The 26,289-nt window shown below is 70.5% G+C and carries 20 protein-coding genes, 2 tRNA genes and 2 pseudogenes; 11 read left to right on the top strand and 13 right to left on the bottom strand.

Features of this window, described 5'->3' with window-relative positions; all coding sequences use genetic code 11:
• Positions 1-74 precede the first annotated feature (74 nt).
• From R0145_RS14365 to R0145_RS14355, 3 genes are read left to right on the top strand one after another with little or no spacing between them, the layout of a single operon-like run.
• Positions 75-311, top strand: coding sequence for a DUF3073 domain-containing protein (locus R0145_RS14365; RefSeq protein ID WP_317837548.1), 237 nt, complete (start codon positions 75-77; stop codon positions 309-311).
• A gap of 57 nt (positions 312-368) precedes the next feature.
• Positions 369-1,391, top strand: coding sequence for an alpha/beta hydrolase (locus tag R0145_RS14360; protein WP_317837547.1), 1,023 nt, complete (start codon positions 369-371; stop codon positions 1,389-1,391).
• Positions 1,392-1,403: 12 nt separating this feature from the next.
• Complete coding sequence (locus tag R0145_RS14355) at positions 1,404-2,711, top strand: NAD(P)/FAD-dependent oxidoreductase (RefSeq protein ID WP_317837546.1); 1,308 nt, start codon at positions 1,404-1,406, stop codon at positions 2,709-2,711.
• A gap of 33 nt (positions 2,712-2,744) precedes the next feature.
• Here R0145_RS14355 and R0145_RS14350 read toward each other — a convergent pair whose 3' ends face one another.
• Both R0145_RS14350 and R0145_RS14345 read right to left on the bottom strand, forming a co-directional pair.
• On the bottom strand, positions 2,745-3,509 hold the full coding sequence (locus R0145_RS14350) for a fructosamine kinase family protein (RefSeq protein WP_317837545.1): 765 nt from the start codon (positions 3,507-3,509) through the stop codon (positions 2,745-2,747).
• A 382-nt stretch (positions 3,510-3,891) separates the two neighbouring features.
• Positions 3,892-3,954: pseudogene (locus R0145_RS14345) on the bottom strand (hypothetical protein); the annotation flags it as partial.
• Between the two features lie 366 nt (positions 3,955-4,320).
• Here R0145_RS14345 and R0145_RS14340 point away from each other — a divergent pair.
• Positions 4,321-5,106 (top strand): PDDEXK nuclease domain-containing protein, encoded by a 786-nt coding sequence (locus tag R0145_RS14340; protein WP_317837544.1) that lies wholly within the window; start codon positions 4,321-4,323, stop codon positions 5,104-5,106.
• 302 nt (positions 5,107-5,408) lie between these two features.
• Here R0145_RS14340 and R0145_RS14335 read toward each other — a convergent pair.
• Positions 5,409-5,485, bottom strand: a tRNA-Phe gene (locus tag R0145_RS14335).
• A 95-nt stretch (positions 5,486-5,580) separates the two neighbouring features.
• Positions 5,581-5,654, bottom strand: a tRNA-Asp gene (locus tag R0145_RS14330).
• A 333-nt stretch (positions 5,655-5,987) separates the two neighbouring features.
• On the opposite strand from R0145_RS14330, the gene R0145_RS14325 reads away from it, so the two are divergent.
• Positions 5,988-6,530 (top strand): hypothetical protein, encoded by a 543-nt coding sequence (locus R0145_RS14325; RefSeq protein WP_317837543.1) that lies wholly within the window; start codon positions 5,988-5,990, stop codon positions 6,528-6,530.
• A gap of 157 nt (positions 6,531-6,687) precedes the next feature.
• On the opposite strand, the gene R0145_RS14320 is transcribed toward R0145_RS14325, so the two are convergent.
• The 3 genes from R0145_RS14320 to R0145_RS14310 are packed head-to-tail and all read right to left on the bottom strand — an operon-like array spanning position 6,688 to position 10,384.
• Positions 6,688-8,004 (bottom strand): glycoside hydrolase family 26 protein, encoded by a 1,317-nt coding sequence (locus tag R0145_RS14320; protein ID WP_317837542.1) that lies wholly within the window; start codon positions 8,002-8,004, stop codon positions 6,688-6,690.
• The gene (locus R0145_RS14315) at positions 8,001-8,429 is read right to left on the bottom strand and encodes an STAS domain-containing protein (protein ID WP_317837540.1); all 429 of its coding nucleotides are present in this window, start codon (positions 8,427-8,429) and stop codon (positions 8,001-8,003) included. Before R0145_RS14315 ends, R0145_RS14320 begins: the two co-directional genes overlap by 4 nt.
• 26 nt (positions 8,430-8,455) lie before the next feature.
• Positions 8,456-10,384: a glycosyltransferase family 2 protein gene (locus tag R0145_RS14310; RefSeq protein WP_317837539.1), complete on the bottom strand. Its 1,929-nt coding sequence runs from the start codon at positions 10,382-10,384 to the stop codon at positions 8,456-8,458.
• A gap of 763 nt (positions 10,385-11,147) precedes the next feature.
• Between R0145_RS14310 and R0145_RS14305 the strand changes: the two genes are divergently transcribed.
• Together R0145_RS14305 and R0145_RS14300 are read left to right on the top strand one after the other, a co-directional pair.
• Positions 11,148-12,431, top strand: a complete 1,284-nt coding sequence (locus R0145_RS14305; RefSeq protein ID WP_317837538.1) for a family 16 glycosylhydrolase — start codon at positions 11,148-11,150, stop codon at positions 12,429-12,431.
• Positions 12,432-12,489: 58 nt separating this feature from the next.
• Positions 12,490-13,875: a family 16 glycosylhydrolase gene (locus R0145_RS14300; protein ID WP_317837537.1), complete on the top strand. Its 1,386-nt coding sequence runs from the start codon at positions 12,490-12,492 to the stop codon at positions 13,873-13,875.
• 6 nt (positions 13,876-13,881) lie between these two features.
• Here the strand turns inward: R0145_RS14300 and R0145_RS14295 are convergent, their stop codons facing one another.
• Both R0145_RS14295 and R0145_RS14290 read right to left on the bottom strand, forming a co-directional pair.
• Positions 13,882-15,312 carry a serine hydrolase domain-containing protein gene (locus tag R0145_RS14295; RefSeq protein ID WP_317837536.1) on the bottom strand — a complete coding sequence of 477 codons (1,431 nt, stop codon included), beginning with the start codon at positions 15,310-15,312 and terminating at the stop codon, positions 13,882-13,884.
• Between the two features lie 53 nt (positions 15,313-15,365).
• Complete coding sequence (locus tag R0145_RS14290; protein WP_317837535.1) at positions 15,366-16,049, bottom strand: TetR/AcrR family transcriptional regulator; 684 nt, start codon at positions 16,047-16,049, stop codon at positions 15,366-15,368.
• 174 nt (positions 16,050-16,223) lie between these two features.
• On the opposite strand from R0145_RS14290, the gene R0145_RS14285 reads away from it, so the two are divergent.
• From R0145_RS14285 to metK, 3 genes are all read left to right on the top strand, one after another.
• A complete protein-coding gene (locus R0145_RS14285; RefSeq protein ID WP_317837534.1) occupies positions 16,224-16,724 on the top strand; it encodes a flavodoxin domain-containing protein in 501 nt (166 codons plus the stop codon).
• 107 nt (positions 16,725-16,831) lie between these two features.
• Positions 16,832-17,263: a thioesterase family protein gene (locus R0145_RS14280; RefSeq protein WP_317837533.1), complete on the top strand. Its 432-nt coding sequence runs from the start codon at positions 16,832-16,834 to the stop codon at positions 17,261-17,263.
• Between the two features lie 140 nt (positions 17,264-17,403).
• Positions 17,404-18,600, top strand: coding sequence for a methionine adenosyltransferase (gene metK, locus R0145_RS14275; protein WP_317840258.1), 1,197 nt, complete (start codon positions 17,404-17,406; stop codon positions 18,598-18,600).
• 421 nt (positions 18,601-19,021) lie between these two features.
• On the opposite strand, the gene R0145_RS14270 is transcribed toward metK, so the two are convergent.
• The 3 genes and pseudogenes from R0145_RS14270 to R0145_RS18480 all read right to left on the bottom strand — a co-directional run bounded on the left by R0145_RS14270 (position 19,022) and on the right by R0145_RS18480 (position 21,981).
• Positions 19,022-20,002, bottom strand: a complete 981-nt coding sequence (locus R0145_RS14270) for an ABC transporter permease (protein WP_317837532.1) — start codon at positions 20,000-20,002, stop codon at positions 19,022-19,024.
• Positions 19,999-21,009: an ATP-binding cassette domain-containing protein gene (locus R0145_RS14265; protein WP_317837531.1), complete on the bottom strand. Its 1,011-nt coding sequence runs from the start codon at positions 21,007-21,009 to the stop codon at positions 19,999-20,001. The genes R0145_RS14270 and R0145_RS14265 overlap by 4 nt, the downstream gene beginning before the upstream one ends.
• Before the next feature lie 13 nt (positions 21,010-21,022).
• Positions 21,023-21,981: pseudogene (locus R0145_RS18480) on the bottom strand (glycine betaine ABC transporter substrate-binding protein).
• Positions 21,982-22,169: 188 nt separating this feature from the next.
• Between R0145_RS18480 and betC the strand changes: the two are divergent.
• A complete protein-coding gene (gene betC, locus R0145_RS14255) occupies positions 22,170-23,726 on the top strand; it encodes a choline-sulfatase (RefSeq protein WP_317837529.1) in 1,557 nt (518 codons plus the stop codon).
• A 68-nt stretch (positions 23,727-23,794) separates the two neighbouring features.
• On the opposite strand, the gene R0145_RS14250 is transcribed toward betC, so the two are convergent.
• Positions 23,795-26,236, bottom strand: coding sequence for a DEAD/DEAH box helicase (locus R0145_RS14250; RefSeq protein ID WP_317837528.1), 2,442 nt, complete (start codon positions 26,234-26,236; stop codon positions 23,795-23,797).
• Positions 26,237-26,289: the final 53 nt, after the last annotated feature.

Here is a 26,289-nt window from a genome sequence, read left to right as displayed (position 1 = left end):
GTGTCTCACGACAGTTACCAGATACATGCCGCGGCCCAGCCGCAGGCGCTACCAGATGCGAGGGGGTCGACCCAATGGGGCGCGGCCGTGCAAAGGCAAAGCAGACCAAGGTTGCTCGCGAGTTGAAGTACCGTTCGGTAGAGACGGACTTCTCCTCGCTGGAGCGTGAACTCCGAGGTGAGTCCTACCACCAGGACGATGATCGGAGCGACTCCCACGATGACGAGGTCCCGGATGCGTACGCGGATCTGGCGGCTCGTTACAACGTCGACGAGGATGACCAGTACGGAGACATGCGGAAGTCGGGCTGATGGCCCCGGCCTCCGGGTTCTGACCGTCCGGTTCCGGTGACCGTCCCCGGGGCGCGTGTGACGCCCACGGTGTGGCGTCCGGACATCCTTGATGGGTTTTCCCGCACCGACATCCCGTTGTTGCCGGGCACCTTGGTCGCCGGCGAGCCGGACACTCCGATCGGCGGGGTCTTGGTGCGTCGAGATCCGGAGCGTCCGGTGCCCGCCTCGGCCTGTTTTCCGTCGGCGCACCCGCTGTCCGCTCGCCGGCATCCCGGCCGACCTGCGGTGCTGTACCTGCACGGCTGGAACGACTACTTCTTCCAGACCCATCTGGCCGACTTCTGGGCGGGTCTGGGGTACGACTTCTACGCCGTGGACCTGCGCCGCTACGGTCGGGCGCTGCGACCAGGGCAGTACTTCGGCTACACCACCGACCTCGGGGACTATGCCCGGGAGATCGACGGCGCGGTGGCGCTGATCCGGTCGGCGGGCCACGAGCGGCTGGTGCTGATGGGTCACTCCACCGGCGGTCTCACCGGTGCGCTCTACGTGCACGACCATCCGGGCGTCTTCGACGCGGTGGTGCTGAACTCGCCGTGGCTGGAACTCTCCGGCAACCCGGTGCTGCGCCAGGTCCTCTCCCGGCTCGTCACGGGTGCGGCCCGGATGGCCCCCACCACCGTCCTGCCGATCACCGACCCGGGCTGCTACCGGCGGACCATCCTGGCCTCGGAGGGCGGGGAATGGGACTTCGACACCACCTGGAAGCGCCTGAGCGCCCCGATCCGGCTCGGCTGGGGCCGGGCGATCATCCGCGGCCACGAGCGAGTCGCTGCCGGCCTGGACATCGCGGCGCCAGTGATCGTGCTGTGCTCCGACCACTCCGTCACCACGCAGACCTGGACCGACGAGATGCGGCGCGCCGACACCGTACTCGACGCCGATGGGATCGCCCGCCGGGCGCCGTGCCTGGGCCGGCACGTGACGGTGGTCCGGATCCGCGACGGACTGCACGATCTGACCCTCTCCCCGGCGCCGGTGCGGGCGGAGTTCTTCCGGGCCGTCGGGACGTGGGTGGCCGCCTACTGTGGGCTGTGACACGATGACCTGGTGAATCAAGGGCCACATGTCGTCGTCATCGGTGCCGGTTTCGCCGGGATCCAGGCTTCGCGGGCACTGGCCCGCCAGGGCTGCCGGGTCACCCTCGTGGATCGGCACCCCTACAACACCTTCCAGCCGCTGCTCTACCAGGTCGCTACCGGCGGGCTGAACCCGGGCGACGTCACCTACTCGCTGCGCAACTTCGCCGGCAAGCACCCCGGGGTGCGATTCACCTGCGGCACCGTCACCGGGGTCGATCCGGCGGCACGGACGGTCGCCCTCGACGATGGTCGGGAGTTCGGCTACGACTACCTGGTCCTCGGCTTCGGAGTGACCGCGAACTTCTTCGGCCTGCCCGGCGTGGCTGAGCACGCCCTGCCGATGTACACCCGCGCCCAGGCGCTCGCCTGCCGCGACGCGGTGTTCGGGCGGCTGGAGCACTACGCCGCCCTCCCGGAGGCGGAACGGGCCAGCAAGGACCTGCACATCGTGGTGGTCGGCGGCGGCGCGACCGGGGTGGAGATGGCCGGTTCGCTGGCCGAGATGCGCTCCACCGGGGTTCCCAGCATGTACCCCGAACTGGACCGCAAGCGGGTCAAGGTGCACCTGATCGAGGCCGGCCCGGTGCTGCTCGGCCCGTTCGGGCACGATCTGCAGGAGTACACCTACGACGAGATGGTCAAGCGGGACGTCGACGTACGTCTCGGCACCTCGGTGGCCGAGATCGAGGACGGCCGGGTCATCCTCAAGGGCGGCGAGGTGATCGAGAGCGATGTCGTCGTCTGGGGTGCCGGCGTGGCGGCGTACGACTGGGTGCGTTCGCTCGGCCTGGAGCTGGGCCGCGGAGGCCGGATCGTCGTCGACCAGACACTGCGGGTGAAGGGCCAGGACCGGATCTTCGCCGCAGGGGACTGCTCGATCATCGAGGACCAGGTGCTGCCGCAGCTCGCCCAACCGGCGATGCAGATGGGCGTCCACATCGCCGGCCAGATCGTGGCGCTCGCCCACGGTGAGCAGCTGCAGCGCTTCGAGTACTGGGACAAGGGCACCATGGCCACCATCGGCCGCAACGCGGCCGTCGCCGAGATCGCCGTCCCGGGCCGCAACAAGGCGGTCGCCTTCACCGGCTTCATCGCCTGGGCACTGTGGGTCGGGGTGCACCTGTTCATGCTGCTCGGCGGCCGCAACCGGGTCGGCGCGATGATCAACCTCGGCTTCCGCTACCTCGCCTGGGGATCGAACACCTGGAACATCGTCGGGGACCTCACCGCGCCGCGGCGGTCCGCCACCTCGGGCCGACCCGGCACCGAGGGCTGAGGGGACAGAGGGATCAGCTGAGGGGACCGAGGATCAGAGGAAGCGTTCGGCGAGTCGGACCGCCTGGGTGCCGTACGCGGCCGAGTGGGTCACGGCGTGCACCAGCAGCGGGTGCAGCTGGTGAAGGCCGATCAGTCCCCGCCAGCCGTCGGCCAGCCGGGCGCTCTCGGCGTACGCATCGAGGATGACGTCGATGTGCGGGGCGCCGAACAGCGACAGCATGGCGAGGTCGGTCAGTCCGTGCCCGCCGTGCGCCGCGGGATCGATCAGCACCACGCCCTTGGGTGACCAGAGCACGTTGCCAGCCCACAGGTCGCCGTGGATCCGCGCCGGTGCCCGCCCGTCGTCGAACACCCCGTCGGCGATCCGGGCGGCGATCCGTTCGATGGTCCGCATCCCGGCATCGCTCAGGTTGCCCAGGGCGTGCGCCGCCTGGGCGTACGGCAGCAATCGCTGCTCGGCGAAGAAGACGCCCCAGGTCGGCTCGGGGCGCAACGACATCGCCTGGACCCCGATGAATCCGTCCCCCGCCCAGCCGTCCGGCCCCTGGCCGAAGGCGCCGGCCCCGGCGGCGTGGGTGTGGGCGAGGGCATGCCCGAAGGCCTCAGCCGCCAGCTTGGACGGCCTGGCGTTCGGGACGTTGTCGAGGACGATGCGGCCCTCTTCGACGGAGCGCACCCGGACCACCCGGGCGCTGCCGGGGCCGGCGAGGGAGAGCCACCTCAGTCCCGCGGCCTCGACCTGGAAGTAGCCCTCCGGTGCCGTCGCGGATTCCTTGGTGAACGTCTCGTGCGCCATGGCGGAAGCCTAACCGTTGGATGCACCCATCTCCTACATGCGCCGTAGAGCGGGCCCTAGGGTACCGTGCGGGAGATGTGGCGACAGCTGATATGACAGAAGTCACATCAGAGTAGTGGCCATCGGTCTTCTGTGCGGCGAGTATCAGGCCGGTGATTCCCTCAGGAGCCGATGGTGACCGCGTGGACATCCAACCGGTCGATCCCCACGAATGCAGGTGAACAGTGGTAGGGCGTTGGCGGTCGCCGCGCGCGTCGGCGTCGATGAGGGAGAGAACTCTACGATGCGCGATCAACTCAGCGAGCGGAGCACTGCGCCGCGGCAGCGGTGCAAGCTCGGCCACCGGCCTACCATCACGCGTGACGACGAATGACTCGCCTCGAACCACCCGATCGAATACCTCGCCGCCCTTGTTGCGCAACTCGCGCACAGTGACCGTGCTCATGCTGCGGGCGTCCCGCGCGGATTCGCCGTCGTCGGTCGATGCCCGGGGCCGGATTCGGATTCGCCGCGATTCGCAGAAGGCTCCAACCCCGTTGAGCCCCGAGCGGGTCGAGGCGGCGCAGTTCTACGTCGGTGGCATGAGCCCAGTCGACACCGGAGGCGCCCACGATGAAGGAGGCGGCGAGCAGAGTGACGGCAACCAAGGCGAGCGTCTGGACGGTGGCTGCGGTTAGTCAGCAGGGTGGAGCGCTGACCGTGGGTGTCCATGTGAACGTCAGAGGCAGCGGGCAGGATGGATGTCACGACGAAGTCCAGCGGATTTGCGCCACAGCGTGGCGCAAATCCGGAGCGCACCCCGAGGAGAGCCATGACGGACCTCGTTCCCCGCGACGACATCCCCGCCGACGAGGAAGGACTGTTCGACTACGTCGTCGAGATCGTCGAGCAGGGCCGCCGGGTCGCGGCGTCGCAGGTGAACGCGACGCTCACGATGACACACTGGCTGGTCGGGCGGGCGATCTCGATCCATGTCCTGCGCAACGAGCGGGCCGAGTACGGCAAGATGATTGTCGCCACGCTGGGGCGCAAGTTGACCGAGCGGTACGGTTCGGGCTATGGCCGCTCGAATCTCAACCGTATGGTCGCCTTCTTCCGGACGTTCTCTGACCACGCGGCCACGATCGCACTGGCACGCCAGCTGAGCTGGAGCCACATCCGTGAGCTCATCCCGCTGAAGTCAGACGAGGCCCGCGCGTTCTACGCCGAGGCAGCGGCCGCCAAGCACCTGAGCGTCCGCGAACTGAACGCCGCGATCGAGCGCAAGGCGTACGAGCGGCGCGAGATCGCTAACTCTCAGATCCCCGCGGGCTCGGCCGTGCCCCGCGACACATTCAGCGACCCGCTCATCCTCGATGCCCTCGGACTGCACGACACCTTCCTAGAGAAGGACCTGGAGGCCGCGATCCTGCGCGACATGCAGGCGTTCCTCATGGAGGTCGGCCACGGCTTCACCTTCGTGGCCGAGTACTGGACGATCCTCCCGCCGAAGGCCGAACTCGAAGCCAAGCTCGGCGAGATCGTCCGCGACGCCCAGGAACGCCTCGCCCGGCGCGGCATCGCGGCCACCATCACCGAGGACGATGACACCGGGTAGAGACCTAGGAGCCGGACCCCCGACCGTTCACTTCGCCCCGCGCCTGTCGCGGTCTTCGAGGGGTGCGAGTTCCTGGAACAGCGTGACTTGGAGCCCTGCGGGGGTGTCGAGTCGCGAGTTCAGCGATCGCCACGGGGTCACGCGTGGTTCGGCGATCAGGTCAGCCCCTGCGGCTACTAAGGCCGCGGTCCTCGACCCGCAGACGCACGCCGCAGCCGTCGAGCACCAACGGTTCCAGTGCGAAGCAGACAGCCTCCTCTACGAGGAGACGAAAGATGTCCACGGTTGGAACATCGAACTTCTGGTGGCCAGGACCGGGTTCGAACCGGTGACCTTTCACTTTTCAGGCGAACGCTGCTACCAACTGAGCTACCTGGCCGAGGAATGGGCCCCGGTACGGATAATTCCGCGACAGAGTCGACTCCTTCAACAGAAAAACGGTGACACGAGCGACTTGTCGTCTCACCGCCTCCGCGACCCCGACGGGACTCGAACCCGCGACCTCCGCCGTGACAGGGCGGCGCGCTAACCAACTGCGCTACGGGGCCATCCGGTCGTCCGGAACCGCTGCTTCCACCGCTCCGACAAGCTCTCTCGCCGGCCCGGATAGAAGCGGAAGTCCGCTTCCCGAGTGACCTGCTGCCGTTTCAGGCAGCCCGAGAACTATAACCCAGCCCGGAAGGAAAAGTGAAATCGGGGTGTCCGGCGGCCTCCGGAAGGTCTCTGATCCGCGTCATCACGGCGATCGGACGCCTGATCGGGGGTCCCGCGTTCCCTCTGCCGTCACTCACCGCGCGATCCGGGCGTCGGGCCGGTATCGTCGGGTGGGACGGACCACGGGCGCCCATGGGCGGCGACAGGGAGATGACGGATCGATGACGATGGCCGGAGCTTGGATCTACACCCAGGGCACGCGCAGCGGGCGATGGGCCAACATTTCGTTGCTCGGGATCGAGGATGCCGGCGGCATCCCGTCCGCCGAGTGGAACAACCTCAGCACTGGGGCGGGCCTGCTGCTCTTCGCCGACGGCAAGTGGAACCAGGGCGGACGCTTCCACCTGTTCTACAAGTCCGCGGGCGCCGAAGCGGCGGCCCAGGTCGACGCGCTGCTGGATCCGGCCGATCCGCACTATCCGTGCAGCCCCACCGCCTGGAAGCCGGTCTGGCGCCGCTGCGTCGATTACGTCAACCAGCTTGTGGGTGGTGAGGTGGTCGTCCTGGAGGAGTTCGCCGCCGAGTGGCGGGCCGGGATCGAGGCCCGTGAGGAGGCCGAGGTCGAGGCCCGGCGCGGCGTCGAGCAGCCCGACCCGGAGGAGGCGGTCCGCCGGGCCGCCGAGGGGGCCAAGCAGCGCCTCAATGGCATCCGGGCCCGCCGGATCGAGGAGCGTGAGGCCCGCGAGGCGGCGGAGGCCGCCGAGGCGTAGCCAGCCGAACAGACACTCCGCCCCCGGCACCTAGCCACGGTGCCGGGGGCGGAGTGCGGCCCGGTGGGCCATCGTGGTATCCGGCAGCTTGGGGGGCGCTGCTGCCACAGCCGAACCGCGCCGTTGCGGCGCCGGCCGAGGTCTGGGGTCGGCGTCCTCAGTGGCCGCAGAGCTGCAGCTGGTCCGCGTACCGCACCCACGACGGCAGGTCGGCCCGGAACGCTTCGCGGGTGGCGGTGGAGTCGGAGGCCCGCCAGTCGACGGTGTCGTTGATCTCGACCTCGTACTTGCGCCACTCGAACCAGTTGATCATCTTCACCTGGGGGTAGCGGGTGGGTAGATCGGCGGAGAAGACCTGCCGCCACCACGCCTGCTTGATCGCCAGTTCCGAATCCCCGGGCCGGGACGGCGTGTAGATGGCCGAGGTCTCGGGGATGGCGATCGGCTTGTGGTGGTCCACGCCGTACACCTGGTAGAAGTCGGGGATCGCCGAGTCGTCGCCCGCCGAGCCGTCGTACCGGCCGGTGAGCATGGCCTCGAACTTGTCCGGCTCCGGGATCTCGTTGTTGCCCCAGGGGCGCTTGTTCCCCCAGTGGTAGAGCGAGACCCCGGCCCAGTCGACATATTGGTCGCCGGGATAGTACGGGGCGTACGAGTCGTCGGCCATGGTCAGCTTGCCGTCGTGGTCGGTGTCCAGGGCCGCGAAGTCCGCGGTGCCGGGGCGCGCCGCGAATTGCCCACCGGTGAAGGGATAGCCGCCACCGTAGTTGGGTGCCCACATCATCGACGTGCCCGGCGCCTGGCTGTGCACTGCGTCCGCGACCTTCCGGAAGACCTCGATGTAGTGCGCCGGCTGCTGGCCCCAGGCGTACCAGGAGCCGTTCATCTCGTGGGCGAACCGGACGATCACCGGGGTGCCGTCATCGTTGAGGGCGCGCAGGTCGGCGGCGAGCCGGCCGATCACCGCGTCACTCATCGCGTCGAGACCGGCGTGTGGCTCGAGGGTGAGCAGCAGGATCCCGCCGTTCTGACGGACCTGCTCGGCCGCGTGCACGGTGTGCTGCCAGGTCGCGTCGTCGTACGGGATGTCGGAGAACTGCACGACGACCGCCGGCGGGTGCCCCAGGTTGCTCCGGTGATCGGCCAGCGACTGGGTCTTCCAGTCGAGGTTCACCCCGAGCAGGACGCCGTCGGTCGGCACCATGGCCGCCGCCCGGACATCACACCGGGTGATGTCGTTCACCGCCGGGATGGCCTTGGTGGCACCGATCCCCACCGCGGCGACGGCCAGCGCCATCGCCGCGAGCGGGGCCGCGATCCGGGCCCGGCGGCGCCGCTGGCTGGGCGTGCCGATGTAGGCCGGTGCGTCGTCGCGGGAGGTGTCCGGTGTCGGGGTGGTGCCCAACGGATCGCCGCCGGTGCTGTCCCGGTCGTCCGCGGGCGGCTCCGGGAGGCGATGTCCCCGTCTTCTCATCGCCGGCCCTCCCGCCGGCCGAACCGGCGCCGGGCGCGGCCGGGATCGGCGATCCGGTCGACGTGACCCCGCAGCGCCAGGTCGCGGCTGGGGTAGACCCGGTAGATCTCGCCGAAGGCCACGGCGGACCGGGCCTGGGCCACCGCAGGGGAGGAGCCGTACGGACGCAGGTCCCCGCCGTGCATCCGGGTCAGGTGCAGCAGCTCGAGGGTGCCGGCCAGGCCGGAGGCGGCCACCCGGTCGATGCCGGTGACGTTGACCAGCACCAGGCACGGGCCGTCGCCGAGGTAGCTGATGATGGCTTCCCTGATCTCCAGCACGGCGGACGCATCGAGGGTGCCCGAGACGGACACATCGAGGGCGAACATCCCGGCGGGCACGAGCTCACCCGCGGAGTGGAGCGGGGTCATGGTGGTGAGGGACATGGTGACTCCTTCAGTGAGCAGGGCGGTCAGTGGGTCGGGACGGTCGGGGTCGTGCCGGCGGTCGTCGGCAGCGGGAAGGCGACCTCGAGGTGGTCGAGGGTGCGGTACAGCTCGGCGTGTGAGTAGGGTGCCGGCTCGGTCAGGTCCTGCCCCGGCCCGGGGTAGCGGGCGGCCCCGATGACCACGCCCAGCAGGGCGAGGTCCACCACCACCCAGACCAGCGTGATCAGGGTGGGATAGAGCGGGGCCAGCCCAAGGACGACGCGGGTGATCCCGATGCCCGACGCGATGACGAGCAGCGCCATCACCGCGAGCTGGGGACGTACGTGGCGGAAGCTGGTGGCGTTGGCCTGCCGGTTCTTCGCGGTGACGGAGAACTTCAGGTGCCGACCGAGGAAGGTGGCCGCGGCTCCCGAGAGGGTCGCCTGGATCCAGGTCGGGAACAGGGCGAAGGACATCTGCTGGCCCCGCCACAGGCCGCCGGCACCGTTCGCGGCGACCTGGAAGAGGAGCTGGCAGGCGCCGAAGAACGGCAGGAACAGCAGGAAGAAGGTCAGCGGGCTGGCCTGCAGCGGGAAGATGCCGAAGACCAGAAAGATGACCGGAGCGGCGACGTACGCCAGCGCGGCGAAGCCGTTGAGGTAGCTGGTCATGGTGGCCAGGTACATCAGGCGCTGGGCCAGGGTCAGGCCACGGACGAAGAGCGGGTTGTCCTTGAAGAACACCTGCATCGACCCGGCCGCCCAGCGCTGGCGCTGGGACAGCATGGTCTCGGCGTCCTCCGGGGCGAGCCCGCGGACGAGCACTTCGTGGTGGTAGACGCTGGTCCAGCCCATTGCATGCAGGTGCATGGCGGTGGCCATGTCCTCGGTGATGGAACTGGTGTCGAGCGCGTGCACCGCCAGGGCCTGGTCGGTCCGCGCGACGTCCACGGTCTCGAGGATCGCCTCGAACTCCGGCACCAGGTGCCGGCCGGTGAGCGGATCGGCGGCGGTGACGGTGTGGAAGGCCCGGCGCAACTCGAAGGTGATCTCGGCCAGGGTGACGCCATGACGGAGCTGGTCCTCGGCCACCGCGACGGCGTCCAGCGCCCGCTCCAGCAGCGGCAGCCGGCCGGGCTCGCGGGTACTGTTCTCGCTGATCAGGTTCTGCAGCCGCTTGCGGGAGCGGACCAGCGCCTCCCGGGTCCGGCCGGCGGCCTCCCGGGTGTAGCGGCTCAGGCCGAGCGACATCAGCGCTTCGCGGCGCAGGACCGCGTTAGACCCGCAGAAGAAAGCCGCGTCCCAGCCGTCCTTGCCCTGCTGGATCGGGCCGTAGAACAGCTCCGCCTGGCTGCCCAACGGGTCGCGGGGCGGGACGTTCCAGAACTGCTGGGGCGTCTGCACGAAGGCCACGTCGGGGTCGGTGAAATAGCCCAGCACCCGGTCGAGGAAGCGGTCGTCCGGCACCTGGTCGGCGTCCAGGATGGCGACGAACTCGCCGGTGGTGCGACTCAGCGCGTTGTTGACATTGCCGGCTTTCGCGTAGCGTTGCCGGCCGTCCCACTCCGCGCCGCGGACGATGTAGCCGACCCCGATCAGCTCGGCGGCCCGCTGGAACTCCGGTCGGTTGCCGTCGTCGAGAATCCAGGTCTTGTGCGGGTAGGTCATGTTCCGCGCGGCGAGCGCGGTCTTCAACACCAGCTCCAGCGGCTCGTTGTAGGTGGTGATGAACACGTCGACGGTGTGATCGCGGGCCGGCTCCGGCGGTGCCGGCCGACGCCTCGCGTTCCACATGGTCAGGCTGTAGAGGATCGATTCCCCCAGGCTGTAGGTCTCGGCGACCACCAGCGGTACGGCGATGAACCAGGCCTTCCAGGCGATCGTCTGGGTCCAGCGCCAGCTGATGTAGGTGAGTCCGAACGCGACCACGGCCAGGCCGATGATCCTGACGAGGAGCAGCCGACGATCGCTCATCGGGCACCTCCATACCGCTTCGGTCTGTGGTTCGGTCGACGGTTGTCGTTCAGCATCGTGGCCCCCAGATTGCTGTGGAATGGCTGTGGAATCCGGCGTTGTGCCGGTTCGGGAGCGCGGTCATCGCAACGCCCGATGGGTACACAGAAGCGGCCCGGGCTGGACATCGGTGAGAACTCCGATGGTGGCGGGCTGCGAATTACGGGATTAATTTCCCGCAACGCTGCGGGCTGACGTCTAAAGGGTATGGGGATCGGGGGTCGAAAGGCTAGTGGGGTGACGACGGTCGGGCCATGCGAATTCTGGTGTCGGGGTCGCCGGATGATCCAATTCACGCGGATCGGGCGGGGTGGACGAGTGTTGAATTTCGTTCCACTGTGCGGCACGGAGGGGGTGTGGGGTGGGGTGTCGCTGGGGCGGGTGGAGGGTTCGTGGCCGGTCAGGTGGTCGCGCGGGTCGGGCGCAGAGGTCCTGTCCAACCCGGGATATACCGCATTGACAAGGGGAAATGTATTCAGATCGGCTGTTCGGCGCGGTGGTCGGGGTGGTTCTGTCGGTCCGTCACCCCGGGTCGTCCCGGGGGTGGCGAAGTGGCCGGGTGCTACCGGGTGTCGCCGGGGTTGGCTGGGTTGTGAAGGATATGTGAAATCCTGGTTCCGATACTGTGGCAAGGATGGGAATCAAGTGAATGGGGAGTGAATTCACCGCCTCCGGTGGAGGGAAGAATTGACCATCCGGGTGTCCCCTTGGTATTGACTGGGGTGTGCGCACGTCTCGCCTGCTGTTGCTTGTCACCTCCGGCGTCCTGGCCGTGGGGTTGCTGACGGCTGTCCTGATCACGCGTACCCGGACCGCCGAGCCGCCGGCCGGTCCATTGATCTGGTCGGACGAATTCGATGGCGCCGCGGGATCCGCCCCGGACGCCTCGAAATGGAAGAACGACGTCGGTGGCCAGGGGTGGGGCAACGACGAGCTGCAGTACTACACCGACGGCGCTGCCAACACCTTCCTCGACGGGCAGGGCCACCTGGTCATCGAGGGGCGCCGGGAGAACCCGGCGGGTTACCAGTGCCACTACGGGACCTGCACCTACACCTCGGGCCGGCTGATCTCGGCCGGCCGGTTCAGCCACACCTACGGCAGGTACGAGGCCAGGATGAAGGTCCCCGCCGGGACCGGGACCTGGCCGGCCTTCTGGATGCTGGGTGACGACATCGCCGCGCACCCGTGGCCGGCCTCCGGGGAGATCGACGTGATGGAGCACGTCGGCCAGGAACCCGGCACGCTGCACGGCAGCGCCCATGGCCCCGAGTACTCGGGCACCGGATCGGTCACCCGCCCGTACACCCTGCCGGGTGACGGAGCCCTCTCCGACGGCTTCCACACGTACGCGGTGGACTGGGGCCCCGACACCATCAGCTGGTCCGTCGACGGCCGGACGTACGGCCGGATGGAGCGCTCCGAGCTGGGCGACAAGCCGTGGGTCTTCGACAAGCCCTACTTCCTGCTCCTCAACCTCGCCATCGGCGGGGTGTGGCCCGGGCCGCCCGACGCGAGCACCGCCTTCCCGCTGCGCCTGGAGGTCGACTACGTCCGGGTCTACGACCGGCCGGGGGCGAGCTCCGCCGCCGACACTGCCTCGACCCAGCTGCCGGTCGGCAGCGCCGTGCAACTGCGGGGCTACGGCGACAACTGCCTCGACCTCAAGGACGGGCAGTCGGCCCCGGGGACCCCCGTCCACCTGTGGCAGTGCCTGCCGGTCGACAGCCAGCGGTGGACCCTGCAATCCGACGGCACCCTGCGTGTCTTGGGCTCCTGCCTGACCCCGACGGACGGTCGCGGGGAGGACGGCACCCCGCTGGAGGTCGCCGCCTGCGGCACCGGCCCGGAGCAACGGTTCCGCTACGACCCTGCCGACCGGGCGATCATCGCCGAGGCCTCCGGGAAATGCCTCGACGTCTCCGACTTCTCCACCCAGAACGGTGCGGTCCTCCAGCTCTGGAGCTGCGCCGGCAGTGCCAACCAGCGCTGGACAGCGGTCCCATGACCTCCGCCGTCGAGCCTCTCACCTCCACCGCCGAGCACCACGCACCCAGGAGAACACCATGCCCACCTCACCAGCCACACGCAGGATCGTGGCCCTGCTCGTCGTCCTGATGGCAGGGCTGGCGATGACCACTGCCGGGGGAGCCCCCGCCGATGCCCAGACCCGCACCCTGGTGTGGGCCGACGATTTCAACGGCTCCCAGGGGGCTGCCCCGGACCCGGCCAAGTGGCGCCACGACGTCGGCGGCAACGGCTGGGGCAACCAGGAGCTGCAGTACTACACCGACGGCAACAACAACACCTTCCTCGACGGCCAGGGCAATCTCGTCATCGAAGCCCGCAATGACGGGCGGTGGGATCCCTCCTGTGCGGGTGGCCGGTGCACCTACACCTCCGGACGGTTGCTGACCCTGGGGACCTTCGCCCACACGTACGGGCGGTACGAGGCCCGGATCAAGATCCCGAAGGGACAGGGGATCTGGCCCGCCTTCTGGATGCTCGGCAACGACATCCCCAGCAACCCGTGGCCCGGGTCCGGAGAGATCGACATCATGGAGAACATCGGCCGGGAGCCGGGCACGGTGTGGGGGAGCATCCACGGCCCGGGCTTCAACCCGGTGGTCGGGAACCTGGTGCACGGCAGTTCCACTCTGCCCAACGGGGCGGCGCTCGGCGACGGGTTCCACACCTACGCCGTGGAGTGGGGGCCGGACCGGATCACCTGGTACCTCGACGACGTCGCCTACCTGACCAAGACGCCCGCGGACCTGAACGGCGGCACCTGGGTCTTCGACAAGCCGTTCTTCATGCTGCTCAACGTCGCGGTCGGCGGCAGCTGGCCGGGTGACCCGGACGCGACGAGCAGCTTCCCACAGCAGATGCTGGTGGACTACGTACGGGTGTACGACCTGACCTCGTCACCGACCCCGAGCCCGACCCCCAGTGCCACCCCGACCCCGACGGCCACCCCGACCCCGACGGCCACCCCGGCCCCCACTCCCACGGTGACGCCGACGCCGACCCCGACGGCAACACCCACCGCGACCGGGCCGCACGTGGGGACGACGGGTCAGCTCACCGGCTACGCCGGCAAGTGCATCGACGTGGACCAGGGTCTGGCAGTGCCCGGCACGCCCCTGCACACCTGGGACTGCTACAGCTCCCTGGCGTCGCAGCAGTGGACCCACGCGACCGACGGCACGATCCGCAGCCTGGGACTGTGCATGGACACCGTCGGGAGTGGCACGGCGAACGGCACCCGGCTGCAGCTGTCGACCTGTGACGGCCGGCCGTCGGAGCAGTTCATCCTGAACGGTTCCGCCGACTTGGTGAGCCGGCAGGCCAACCGCTGCGTGGACGTCACCGGATGGAACGCCGGCAACGGCGCACCCCTGCAGCTGTGGGACTGCGCCGGCACGGCGAACCAGAAATGGTGGGTGCGCTGACCGACCTCAGCGCCAGGCGTCCTCCGGGTGGGCGCCCGGTGTGCCGGTCCCGGGCTCGTACGGCGCGCGGGTGAACAGGAAGGTGCCGATGTCGAGGGCGTACGGCTCGGCACCGTCCCGGGCCAGCGGGCGCAGTTCCTCGCCGAGCCAGTAGTCGCCGGCCACCCCCACCCAGGAAGGTGTCGCGCCCCACGGAGACGCCCCACCGACCCGCTCGAACGTCGTCTCGCGTCGGCCGCCGGACAGCGGGGCGAGGGCCAGCCGCACCGACCGTCCCGGGCCCACCGCCGGGAGGGCGGTGAGCGTGTAGGGGTTCGGCCCCCAGTACCAGACCCCGCAGAGCCCCGCGACGCCGGCCTGGGCGGGATCGAGGGCGTACGGCCGGGCCGGCGCCGGTTGGGTGGCGGCGAGCAGGTCCAGCAGACCGTGGGCGGCGCCGACCGGATGGGTCGCCGAGGCGCACACCGCGCCGACGTCGCCGGACTGCGGGTCGCACCACAGCTCGGCGGTGAAACCGGGCACCGAGCCGCCGTGCCCCCAGCGCCGGCCCCCGCCGTGGTTGACGATCTGCAGACCCAGGCCATGGGCACTCACCCACGGGGCGTCCGGGGTGTCGGCCAGCGCGCGCGGCTCGTACATCTGCGCGAGCAGCTCGGCGGGCAGCACCGTACGTTCCGTCGGCACCAGCCCCAGGGTCCAGGAGCCGAACCGCACCAGGTCCGTCGGCGTCGACCACAGCGCCCCGGCGGGGCCCATCGCCCGGTGGTCGACGACCGGTTCGGGATGCCAGACGTCGGCGAACGGATGCACCGCCACCCCGGTCGCCGAGGAGGCGTCGGCGACCGGGCCGGTGTGCCCGAGACCGAGCGGATCGAGGACCCGGCGCTGCAGGACCGCCTCCCAGGGTGCCCCGTCGAGCACTTCGAGCAGGTGGCCGAGGACGGCGTAGCCGGTGTTGGAGTAGTGATGCCGCCGGCCCGGGGCGGTGAGCAGCGGCGGCGGGGTGGCGACGAGCTCGGCCCAGGAGGGGCCGGGGGAGCGCTCCCACCACGACCCGGGAGGCTCGGCCGCGAGACCGGAGGTGTGGTCCAGATGCTCGGCGACCGAGGCTCTCCGCGACGGGGCCTCCGGCAGCATCTCGCCGAGCGGGGCCTCCAGGTCGAGTCGTCCCTCGGCGACCAGTTGCAGCACGGCGACCGCCACCAGCGGCTTGGTGATCGAGCCGATCCGGTAGCGGGTGCCGGTGGTGGCCCCGGTCGCCGCGCCCGCCCCGGTCGATGCGGTGGGTCGGGCCGGGTCGTGCACGCCGACCGTCCCCGCCCAGACGGGCTCACCACCGCGGGCGACCGCTGCCGACAGCGACGGGACCCGGCCGGCGCGCTGGGTGCGCAGCAACCACTCGTCGAGGACGCGGACGGTCGCGGGGTGCAGCGTCATGGGATGACGGTAGTACCGCCGGGTCGCGCTGTCCCCGGTCGCCGCGGACCGGGTCAGGGTGCGTCGGCGGTGGGTGGTGGGGCCGACAGGCCGGCCCGCAGCCGGTCGGCCGCCTGCCCCAGGGCGATCCGGAGGGCGACGGTGTCGTCATCGGAGAGCGTCGCCTGCCCTGCCTGCCCTGCCGGTCCGGTGCGACGGTGCAGGAAGTGCGCGGCGGCGGCGCGCAGCGTGGCCACCGAGGCCTCCACCAGCACGGTGGGATAGGGATCCCGCTCCGGGTCGGTGCCGAGACGTTCGGCGACCGCCGCGACGAGCATCCGCGAGATCTCCCGCGACGACCCCATCGCCAACGGGAGCAGCTCGGGATGGCGGGTGGTGACCTCCTTCACCAGCCGCCACGTCGTACGGTCCGAGGCGAGTTCGATGGCGTGGTCGATCAGCACGTCGAGCAGGATGTCGCGCACCTCGGTCCGCGGCGGCGCCTGGAGGATGCGGTCGCGCAGGTCTGCTCCGTGGTGCGGGGTCGGGTCGACCAGGGCCTGTTCCTTGCTGGTGAAGTAGTTGAAGAAGGTGCGGGGGGACACCCCGGCCCGGTGGGCGATGTCCTCGACCCGTACGTCCGACAGTCCCCGTTCGGCCACCAGTTCGAGGGCGGCGATCCGCAGCGCCCGGTGGCTCTCCCGCTTCTTGCGCTCGCGCAACCCGCAGGTCGCGTCGCGGTCGGGAGTGGTGGCCATGGTCCCAGGGTACGCGAGATCTCGTTCAGTGAGTGCAAAGTTGCATACGGTGCAATTTTCTCGACCCGGGTAGGGGTCAGGGCCACCCCGGTGAAGAACCCCATCGTCCGGTCCTGCCGGCCCGCCTACGGTGGGGGCATACGCAGCTCAGCCGGGGGATGCCCAGGAGGATGCATGACCAATGTGCTGGTGGCCTTCGCCACCAAGGGTGGCACCACCCAGTCGATCGCCGAACGTCTCGGGGCCCGGCTCACCGAGGCCGGTCACGCCGTCGCGGTGGTGTCGGTGCAGGATGATCCCGACCCGGCGGCGTACGAGGCGGTCCTGATCGGCTCCGGAGTGCAGGCCGGCAGCGTGTATGCGCCGGCCGGCCACTGGCTCACCGTTCATCGGCGGGGTCTGGACCACAAGCCGGTCGGGGTCTTCGCCGTCTGCCTCGGCATGGTGGCCGGTGACTCGGCCCGGCTCGAGGAGTCGTCCCGCTATCCCGGCCAGCTCGCCGAGGTGTTGCCCGGGGAGCCGGTGGCGACGACAGTGTTCGCCGGATCGTACGACCCGAGGACACGGGCCTGGTGGGAACGGCTGGCGGCCCGGCTGATCCGCTCCCCCCGCGGCGATTTCCGCGACTGGGCGGCGGTGGACGCCTGGGGCGACGACCTCGCGGGCAGGCTCTGAGCGGCGGCCGGCGGGCAGGCGCCGCACCGGGCGGGATCGCGCCGGCCGGACGAGGTCGCACCGGCGGATAGGATCACGCCAGTACCCCCGTCTCAGGAGGAGTCCCGATGAAGCCAGGCCTCGCCCCCGGACAGACCAGCACCGTGTCGGTGCAGGTCGACGATTCACTGACCGTCCCGGCGGTGTCGGGGAAGTTCCCCGGGTTCGCCGACATGCCGCGGGTGTTCGCGACAGCCTTCCTGGTGGGCTTCGCCGAGTGCGCGGCGATGGGGGCGCTGGCCGACTATCTGGAGCCGCACGAGGGCAGCGTCGGCATCGATGTCCGGTTCGACCACACTGCGGCGACCCCGGTCGGGATGACGGTGACGGCGACCGCCGAGGTGACCGCGGTGGCGGGCCGGATCGTCACCTTCCATGTCGTCCTGCGCGATGACGAGGAGCAGATCGGGGAGGGCAGCCACCAGCGCGCGATCATCGACCGGCGGAAGTTCGACGCGCGGATGGCGGCGAAGGCGGAGCGGGCCGGCCTGGCCGGCTGACGCGCCCGACGACGTCCGATGCCGCCGGTCGGGCGGCGTCGACGCAACCTGCCGGTGGTATCGGACGCCACCTGCCGGTTGGACGTCACCGGTCGTCCTCGGTCCCGGGCTCTAGGATCGTCGTCGTGCCGTACACCAACATGCACCTCTTCACCTCGGAGTCGGTCACCGAGGGCCACCCGGACAAGGTCTGTGACCGGATCTCCGACGCGATCCTCGACGCCATGCTGGAGCAGGATCCGCAGGCGCGCGTGGCCGTGGAGACCCTCACCACGACCGGGCTGGTGCATGTGGTGGGCGAGGTGACCACCAGTGCGTACGTCGAGATCCCGCAGATCATCCGCCAGGAGCTGCAGTCGATCGGCTACACCTCCTCGAAGGTGGGCTTCGACGGCGCCTCCTGTGGCGTGATCGTCTCCATCGGGCAGCAGTCGCCCGACATCGCCCAGGGTGTCGACAAGTCGCTGGAGTTCCGTACCGACAGTGGCGAGCACGACCGGTACGACCTGCAGGGCGCGGGCGACCAAGGCCTGATGTTCGGGTATGCCACCGACGAGACCCCGACGCTGATGCCGATGCCGATCTTCCTGGCACACCGGCTGGCCGAGCGGCTCACCGCGGTCCGCAAGCAGGGGCTCGTCGTCGGGCTGCGCCCGGACGGCAAGACGCAGGTGACCATCGCCTATGAGGGCGAGCGTCCGGTCGGCGTCGACACGGTGCTGGTGTCGACCCAGCACGACGAGGACGTCACCCAGGAGGAACTCGCCGAGATCGTCCGCACCCTGGTGGTGGATCCGGTGCTGGCCGAGTCCGGCCTGGACCTGGCCACCGATCGGATGGCGCTGCTGGTCAACCCGACCGGCCGGTTCGTCGTCGGCGGGCCGATGGGCGATGCCGGGCTGACCGGGCGGAAGATCATCGTCGACACGTACGGCGGGATGGCCCGCCACGGCGGCGGCGCCTTCTCCGGCAAGGACCCCTCCAAGGTCGACCGGTCCGCGGCGTACGCGCTGCGGTGGGTGGCGAAGAACGTGGTGGCGGCCGGCCTGGCCAAGCGCTGCGAGGTGCAGGCGGCGTACGCCATCGGCCGGGCGCGACCGGTCGGCGTGTATGTGCAGACCTTCGGCACCGGCGCCGTCTCCGACGAGCGGATCCTCGAGGCGATCCGCACCGTGTTCGACCTGCGTCCGGCGGCCATCGTCGACCAGCTCGACCTGAAGCGCCCGATCTACAAGGCGACCTCGTCGTACGGCCACTTCGGCCGTGAGCTGCCGGACTTCACCTGGGAGCGTACGGACCGCGTCGAGGAGCTGACGGCGGCCATCGCCGGAGCCTGAGCCGGCGGGCCCGGTGATCCGTGCCGCCCGTGCCGCCCATGTCCGAGCCCGGAATCCCGATCGGCTGAGCTGGTCCGCCCGAGGCAGCTCCGCCCGAGGCAGCTCCGCCCGAGGGATGTCTCCCCGATCAGGAGTGTGTTCTCTTCAGAGGTTTTCACCCCCCTGGTGACGTCACCCGGGGGGTGAAAACTGTGCTCGATGACAGACTCGGCGTTGAGCGGATCGGCTCCTGACCTGCGGATCGGCTCCTGACCTGCGGATCGGCTCCGACCGCGGGCGCTCCGTCGCCCACGTCCGAGCGGCGGGCTGTCACCGGGCGGGAGTGATCCAGCTGGGCGGGATCGATCAAGACGCGTCCGCTCGTCCCCGGCCGCGCCGGCACGTGCGGCCGCGAAGGGGGACAAACGGACGCGTCTGCGCCTCACCGCACCTGCGAGGTGGTGGATCGGGCGGACGCCCGCTGGGACGACGGGACGGATGTCGTCGGGGACGGGGTGGATGCCGGTGACGCCGGCCCGCTGAGGCTGCCCTGCGCGGTGCCCGACCGCGCGCGGCGGGCCCGATGTCGCAGACCGGGCCGCAGCCCCGCGGTCAGTCCTGCGGTCACCCGATCGAGATAGATCGCCAGCAGCACGACCGCCAGGCCGCCGTCGAAGCCGGCAGCCACGTCCAGCTGGGAGACGGCCGTCGTCACCACCGAGCCCAGCCCGCCGGCGCCGGTGAGCCCGGCGACGACGACCATCGACAGCGCCAGCATGATCACCTGGTTGACGCCGGCCATGATCGTCGGCATGGCGAGCGGCAGCTCGACCTCCCGCAGGCGCTGCCAGGACGAGGCGCCGAAGGCGTCGGCGGCCTCACGCACCTCGCCGTCGACCTGGCGGATGCCGAGTTCGGTGAAGCGCACTGCCGGGGCGATGGCGAAGATCAGCGTCGCCACCACCCCCGGTACCACCCCCACGCCGAAGAAGAACACCGTGGGGATCAGGTAGACGAACGCGGGTGTCGTCTGCATGAAGTCGAGCACCGGGCGCAGGATGCCACTGAAGACGGTGCTCCGGGAGGCCAGGATGCCCAGCGGGATGCCGATCAGCGTCGCCGCCGCGGTGGCGACCACGACCAGGGCGAGGGACTCCAGGGTCTCCGTCCACAGGTCCATCGAGAGGATCAGGGTCATCGCCGCGGCGGTGTACACCGCCAGCCCCCACCGTCGCTGCAGCAGCGGGACGGCCGTCAGGATGAGGATCAGTGCCGGGGCCGGGGGCGCCTGCAGGGCCCCGTCGACGGCTTCCACCAGCACCGACAGAGCCGCCCCGATCCCGTCGAAGAACCCCGCCCAGTGCGCCAGCATCCAGTTGACGACGCCTTCGGCCCAGGAGCCGAGATCGAGCCGAGGCGTCATGCGGCCCGCTCCTGGGCGCCGGACACCGCGGCGAGCACGGAGTCCAGGGTGATGCTGCCGACGGCGTGCCCGTCCGGGCCGACCACGGCCAGGCGATCGCGGAAGCCGTGCCGGAACCGGGTCGCCGCCTCGGCCAGGGTCGCCTCCTCGGGGACGGCGTCGGCCGGGTCGGTCACCACGTCGGTCGACGGCAGGTTGGTCGATACCACGTCGCTCGACAGCAGGTCGGTGACCCGGAGGGCGTGGGAGCGATCGACGTCCGCGGTGAACCGTGCGACGAACGCGTCGGCCGGGCGCAGCAGGAAGTCGAGCGCGGTCCCGGACTGGGCCACCCGCCCGTCGTGGAGCAGGGTGATCCGGTCGCCGATCCGCATCGCCTCGTTGAGATCGTGCGAGACGAACACCACGGTGCGCCCGAGGTCGCCGGCCAACTGGACGACGAGGTCCTGCATCTCGCGACGGATCAGCGGGTCCAGTGCCGAGAAGGGTTCGTCCATCAGCAGCACCTCCGACCCGGTGGCCAGCGCCCGGGCGAGCCCGACCCGCTGCTGCATGCCGCCGGAGAGCTCACCGGGCAGAGCGTCCCCGCGGCCCTCCAGACCGACGGCAGCGAGCGCGGCATCCGCCTGCTCGCCCCGGTCGGCCCGGGAGAAGCCACGCAGTCTCAGCCCGAAGGCCGCGTTCTCCCGGACGGTCCGGTGCGGCAGCAGCGCGAAGTGCTGGAACACCATGGTGATCTGCCGGTTGCGCAACCGGCGGAGCTGTTTGGCACCGAGCGTCGCGAGATCCTGCCCGTTGACCGCCACGGTGCCGGTGGTCGGCTCGATCAGCCGGTTGAGCATCCGCAGGATGGTGGACTTGCCCGATCCGGACAGGCCCATCAGGACGTGGCGCTCACCCCGGTGCACGGTCAGGTCCACCTCCTCGACGGCGACCGTCGCGCTCCGGCCGGAGCCGTACACCTTGCCCAGACCGCGGGCCCGGATCACGACGTCGGAATCGGTCATCCGGTCCACCCGGTCAGCCGATCCAGCCGGTGACGGCCGAGGCATGCGCATCCACCCAGGCCCGCGCCACGTCCTTGGCGGGCTTCTTCTCGACGTCCACCTGCTGCTGCATGGCCTCGATGTCGGTCAGCGGGATCGACACGTGCTGCAGCAGGGAGACGAACCGGGGCGCGCGCTGCTGCAGGTCCTTGCGGGCCGCGATGTGGGCGCTCAGCGTCGGGATGGCGCACTTCCCGGTGGTGTCGAAGCAGCCGTCCGTGTACGGGGTGGGCTCGGTGAGCTGGACCAGGTCGTACTTCTGGAACAGCCAGTGCGGGTGGTAGAAGTACAGCAGGATCGGCTCCTTGCGGCTGTAGCTGCGCTCGAGCTGGGCGATCAGCGCCGCCTCGCTGGAGGTGCTGTGCTTCAGCGAGGGAGCGTACGCGGCGAGTCGCTTGGTGTTCTGCTGGTGGTGATCCAGCCCGGGTCGGCGTCGTACAGGGTGCCGCCGACCTTGGCGGCGTACTGCTCGAGCTGGTCCACGCTGGTCAGGCCGGCGGCCGGCGCGTCCGGACCCTCCACGAGGTAGCGCGGCACGAACCATCCCTGGGTGGCCCCGCCGTACGTCTCGCTCAACAGCTCGGTGTCGGCGGCGGTCTTGTCGACGTAGGTCTGCTGATTGGGCAGGTTCACCTCGGGCAGGATGTCGATGTCGCCGCGCTGCAGGCCGGTCCACGCGGTGGCGACGTCGAGCTGGGTGTCATCGATGGTCTTCACCCCCAGCTCAGGATGGTCCGCCGCGATCGCCCGGAGGATCTCGATCTGCAGCTGCGCCGCGCTCCAGGAGAACCGCCCGGCCTTGATGGTGATGCCCGCCGCGGCGGACGCGGTGGAGCCGGACGTCGCCGTCGTTCCCCCTCCGCAGCCGGCGACCAGGGTCACCAGGACCAGCAACAGGCTGACCGCAGGCAGCGCTCGTCGTGTCGGGGGCATGGGTGGCTCCTCTTGCCTGTTATTAACGTACGTGAATAGGATGCATAAGACCTATCACATCTGTCTGTGTAGTGGACAATGCAGGTGACCGGGCCGCTGGGACGCGTCGAGGTGACGAGACGCGTGACCGAGGTGGAGCGAGCCGACCGGGTGACCGAGCCGAAGAGGCCGAAGAGGAGTGGACGTTCGTGGGACGACAGCCGAACATCGTGCTGATCCAGGCCGACCAGCTGGCCTACACGGCGCTGGGGGCGTACGGGAATCCGACCGTCCGCGCCCCGTACATGGACCGGCTGGGTGAGGAGGGCGTGGTGTTCGACCGCGCGTACTGCAACTCGCCGCTGTGTGCCCCGTCCCGGGCATCGATGATGACCGGCCTGCTCCCGTCCCAGACCGGGGCGTACGACAACGCCGCCGAATTCCCCTCCTCCGCGCCGACGGTCGCCCATCACCTGCGGGCGCTCGGCTACCACACCGCGCTGGTGGGCCGGATGCACTTCATCGGTCCCGACCAGCTGCACGGCTTCGAGGAGCGGCACACCTCGGACGTGTACCCCGCCGATCTGGGCATGGTGCCGGACTGGCGGCTGGCCCGGAGCCAGCGGCTGCCCTGGTATCACGACAGCGGCAGCGTCTTCACCGCCGGGGTGTCGGCCGCGACGGTGCAGCGGGACTTCGACGACGAGGTGACCTTCCAGGCCCGCCGCTACCTCACCGATCGCGCCCGCGACCGGGACCGGCAGCCGTTCTTCCTGGTCGCCTCCTACATCCACCCGCACGATCCGTACGAGCCGTCGGCGGAACACTGGGCCCGCTACGACGGGGTGGAGATCGATCCGCCGACCGTCCCGACCGTCGACCTCGAGGAGCTCGACCCGCACAGCCAGCGACTGCAGGCGATGAGTGGATTCGACCGCCGTCCGCCGGACGAGGCCGAGACCCTGCGGGCCCGCCGCGCCTACTACGCCTGTGTCAGCTACATCGACGACCAGGTCGGCATCCTGCTGGACCGGATGCGTGAACTCGACCTGCTCGACGACACGATCATCATCCTCACCTCCGACCACGGTGACCTGCTCGGGGAGCGGGGCATGTGGTACAAGATGTCGCCGCTGGAACAGTCCTCGCGGGTGCCACTGGTGGTGCACTCCCCGGTGCGCTACCTCCCGGGGCGGGTCCGCACCCCGGTGTCGCTGGTCGACCTGCTTCCCACCCTGGTGGAGATCGCCGGCGGGGTCCCGCCGGTCTCCGGCGAGGGGGCCAGCCTGCTCGAACTGCTCCGCGGCGAGCAGCCGTCGAGGATCCGCGACGTGGTGGTGGAGTACCTGGCGGAGGGTGTCACCGCCCCGCAGCTGACGCTGGTCCGGGGCAGTCTCAAGTACACCTACTGCCCCGGGGACCCGGAGCAGCTGTTCGACCTGGCGAGCGATCCGTACGAGCAGGTCAACCTCGCCGAGGCCCCCGCCTGGCAGGAGGTGCGGGAGCAGCTGCGGACGGCACTGCTGGCCGGCCGTGACCTGGACGAGCTGGAGCGCGACGTCCGGACCAGCCAGGAGCGGCGCCGGCTGGTGGCGCACGCACTGTCGCAGGGCCGGGTCACCAGCTGGGACCACGTGCCGCGCGACCGGTCCGCCGACCTCTACGTCCGGGGCGACTTCTGGTCGGCCATCAACCGCGGCAGGGTGCCGGCCACCGAGGCGCTGGAGGACGCCCTCGGGCAGGAGGAGGAGTACTCCCGGCGCTGAGGTGAGACTCCGGGCGTCGGCCGATGGGGGCGGACTCCGGTGTGGGGGACGACGGCCGCGCCCGGAGCTCACCGGGCGGGCAGCAGGGCCCGCAGCAGCACCCGGGCCGCCTCCTTGTCGAGGGTCTGGTTGGCATTGCCGCATTTGGGGGACTGGACGCAGCGGGGGCAGCCGTTCGTGCAGCGGCAGCTGCTGAGCCGCTCGTACGTCGCCTGCCACCAGCGCTCGCCGATCCGGAACCCCTGGGCCGTGTAGCCGGAGCCGCCGGACTGGCCGTCGTGGATGAAGATCGTGGCGGCGCCGGTGTCGGGGTGGAACACCGTGGAGACGCCGCCGATGTCCCAGCGGTCGCAGGAGACGAACAGCGGCAGCAGACCGATGGCGGTGTGCTCGGCGGCATGGACGGCTCCGGCGAGCTGTGGCGGAGTCAGGCCGGTGGCCCGGACGACGGCCTCGGGGATCCGGATCCACATCGCCTGCGTCTCCAGGGAATGTTCCGGCAGCACCATCGGCGTCCGGTCCCAGACCTCGCCGGTGAGCTCGTCACGGCGCAGGTAGCCGACCACCTGGCCGGTGAGGCGTACGGTCCCCCGGCAGATCTCGGCGGTGTCCACCGAGCGACTCGCGTCGTGGCCGAACGGCCGGGCCTCGGCGGTGCCGAGCACCGCGATGTCCATCGTGGAGACAGGCTGGGTGGTGTAGCCGGGCCGGTCCCGGTGCACGATCGCCTCGTAGTGCTCCAGGTCGAGGGTGTCCACCATCCAGGAGTCGCCCTGGTGCAGGTAGACCGCCTCGGGATGGACGGCCCGATCGGCGGAGCCGACGTCGGCGACCCCGACCAGCCGGCCGGTGTCCCGGTCCACGATGTCGACCGCCCGGGCCCCGCCGCCGCGGATGTCGATCATCGTCGCCGCGCGCTCCGGACGGGTCCAGTACCAGCCTGCCCGCCGCTTGCGCAGCACTCCCTGCGCGGCCAGGGTGTCGGCGATGCCGGGCATCGCCGGGCCGAAGAACCGGGCATCTGCCTCGGTCAGTGCGGCCTCCTGCGCGGCCGCCGCCAGGTGCGGTCCCAGCACGTACGGGTTGGCCGGGTCGAGGATCGTACGCTCCACCGAGCCGTCCAGCAGCTCCTCGGGGTGGGCGAAGAAGTACGCGTCGAGCGGGTTCTCCCGGGCCACCAGGAACACCAGCGCGTCGCTGCCGCGGCGGCCGGCCCGGCCGGCCTGCTGCCACAACGCGGCCCGGGTGCCCGGATAGCCCGACACGATGACGGCGTCCAGCCCGGCAATGTCGACGCCCAGCTCCAGGGCGTTGGTCGCCGCCACGCCGTGCAGCCGGCCGGTCTGCAGGTCGCGTTCCAGCCGGCGCCGGTCCTGGGACAGGTAGCCGGCTCGGTAGGCGTCGATCCGCCCGGTGGGGCCGGCCAGCTCCTGGGCGGTGACGGCGACCCGTTCGGCCATCGCCCGGGAGGCGATGAAGGCGACGGTCTGGCGTCCCTCGGTGACGCAGTCGGCCAGCAGGTGCGCCGACTCGGTGTCATGGTTGCCCTCCGGCTGCCACAGCACCAGGTCGACCTGCCCGTGCGGTGAGGTGTCCTCGGTGACCGTCACCACGTCCTCGGCAGCGACCCCGGCCAGATCGGCGAGCAGTTCGCCGCCACCGTCGACGGTCGCCGAGGTCGCGACCACCACCGGGTCCGCCCCGTACAGCGCGGCGAGGCGGCGCAGCCGGCGGATGATCGCCGAGACGTGGGCGCCGAACACGCCGCGGTAGCGGTGGCACTCGTCGAGGACGATGTAGCGCAGCGAGCCGAGCAGCCGCGCCCACCGGCCGTGGTCGGGCAGCACCGAGTAGTGCAGCATGTCGGGGTTGGTGAGGACGTACGTCCCGAAGTCGCGGGCCCAGGCCCGCTCGGCGTCGTCGGAGTCGCCGTCCAGGGTGGTGACGCGCCAGCCGTCCAGTCCCAGGTCGTGGCAGGCCCGCAGCTGGTCGTGGGCCAGGGCCTTGGTCGGCGCGAGGTAGAGGGCGGTGCCGGTCCGGTGGGCGGTGCCGAGATCGGCGCGCAGCTGTGCGGCGGTGAGCCGCGGACGGGTGGCGACGGCGGTGCCGGGGCCGATCCCGCCACCGGTGCCGGCATCGGGGCCGGAATCGGGGCGGGGGCCATGGTGGCGGGCCCGTGCCGGGTGGGCCGACGGTGCTGGTGATGTCCGCCGGGTGGCAGCTGCGGGGGCCGGCCGGGCATCCTGTGGTGCGTCCCGGGTCGCGGTGGCGATCGGTACGAGGTAGGCGAGGGACTTGCCCGAGGCGGTGCCGGTGCTGAGCAGCACATGCCGACCCGCGTGGACGGCGTTCATCGCCGCCGCCTGGTGCTCCCACGGGCAGGTGATGCCCCGGGCGGCCCAGGCATCGATCACGTCGGCCGGCACCCAGTCGGACCAGTCGGCGGTGCGTCCGGTGCGCGCGGGAATGCGGTGGAGGTGACTCACCCGCGCATCGGTTGACTGGAACACGCGGTCAGTCTAGGTGTGATGCGCGGGTGTTTCCCGAACGACGGGCTGGTGTC

This window comes from Raineyella sp. W15-4 (assembly GCF_033170155.1).
Classification (GTDB): Bacteria; Actinomycetota; Actinomycetes; order Propionibacteriales; family Propionibacteriaceae; genus Raineyella.
The sequence above is the reverse complement of the archived record's forward strand: the minus strand, read 5'-3'. Positions and strand labels throughout refer to the sequence as shown.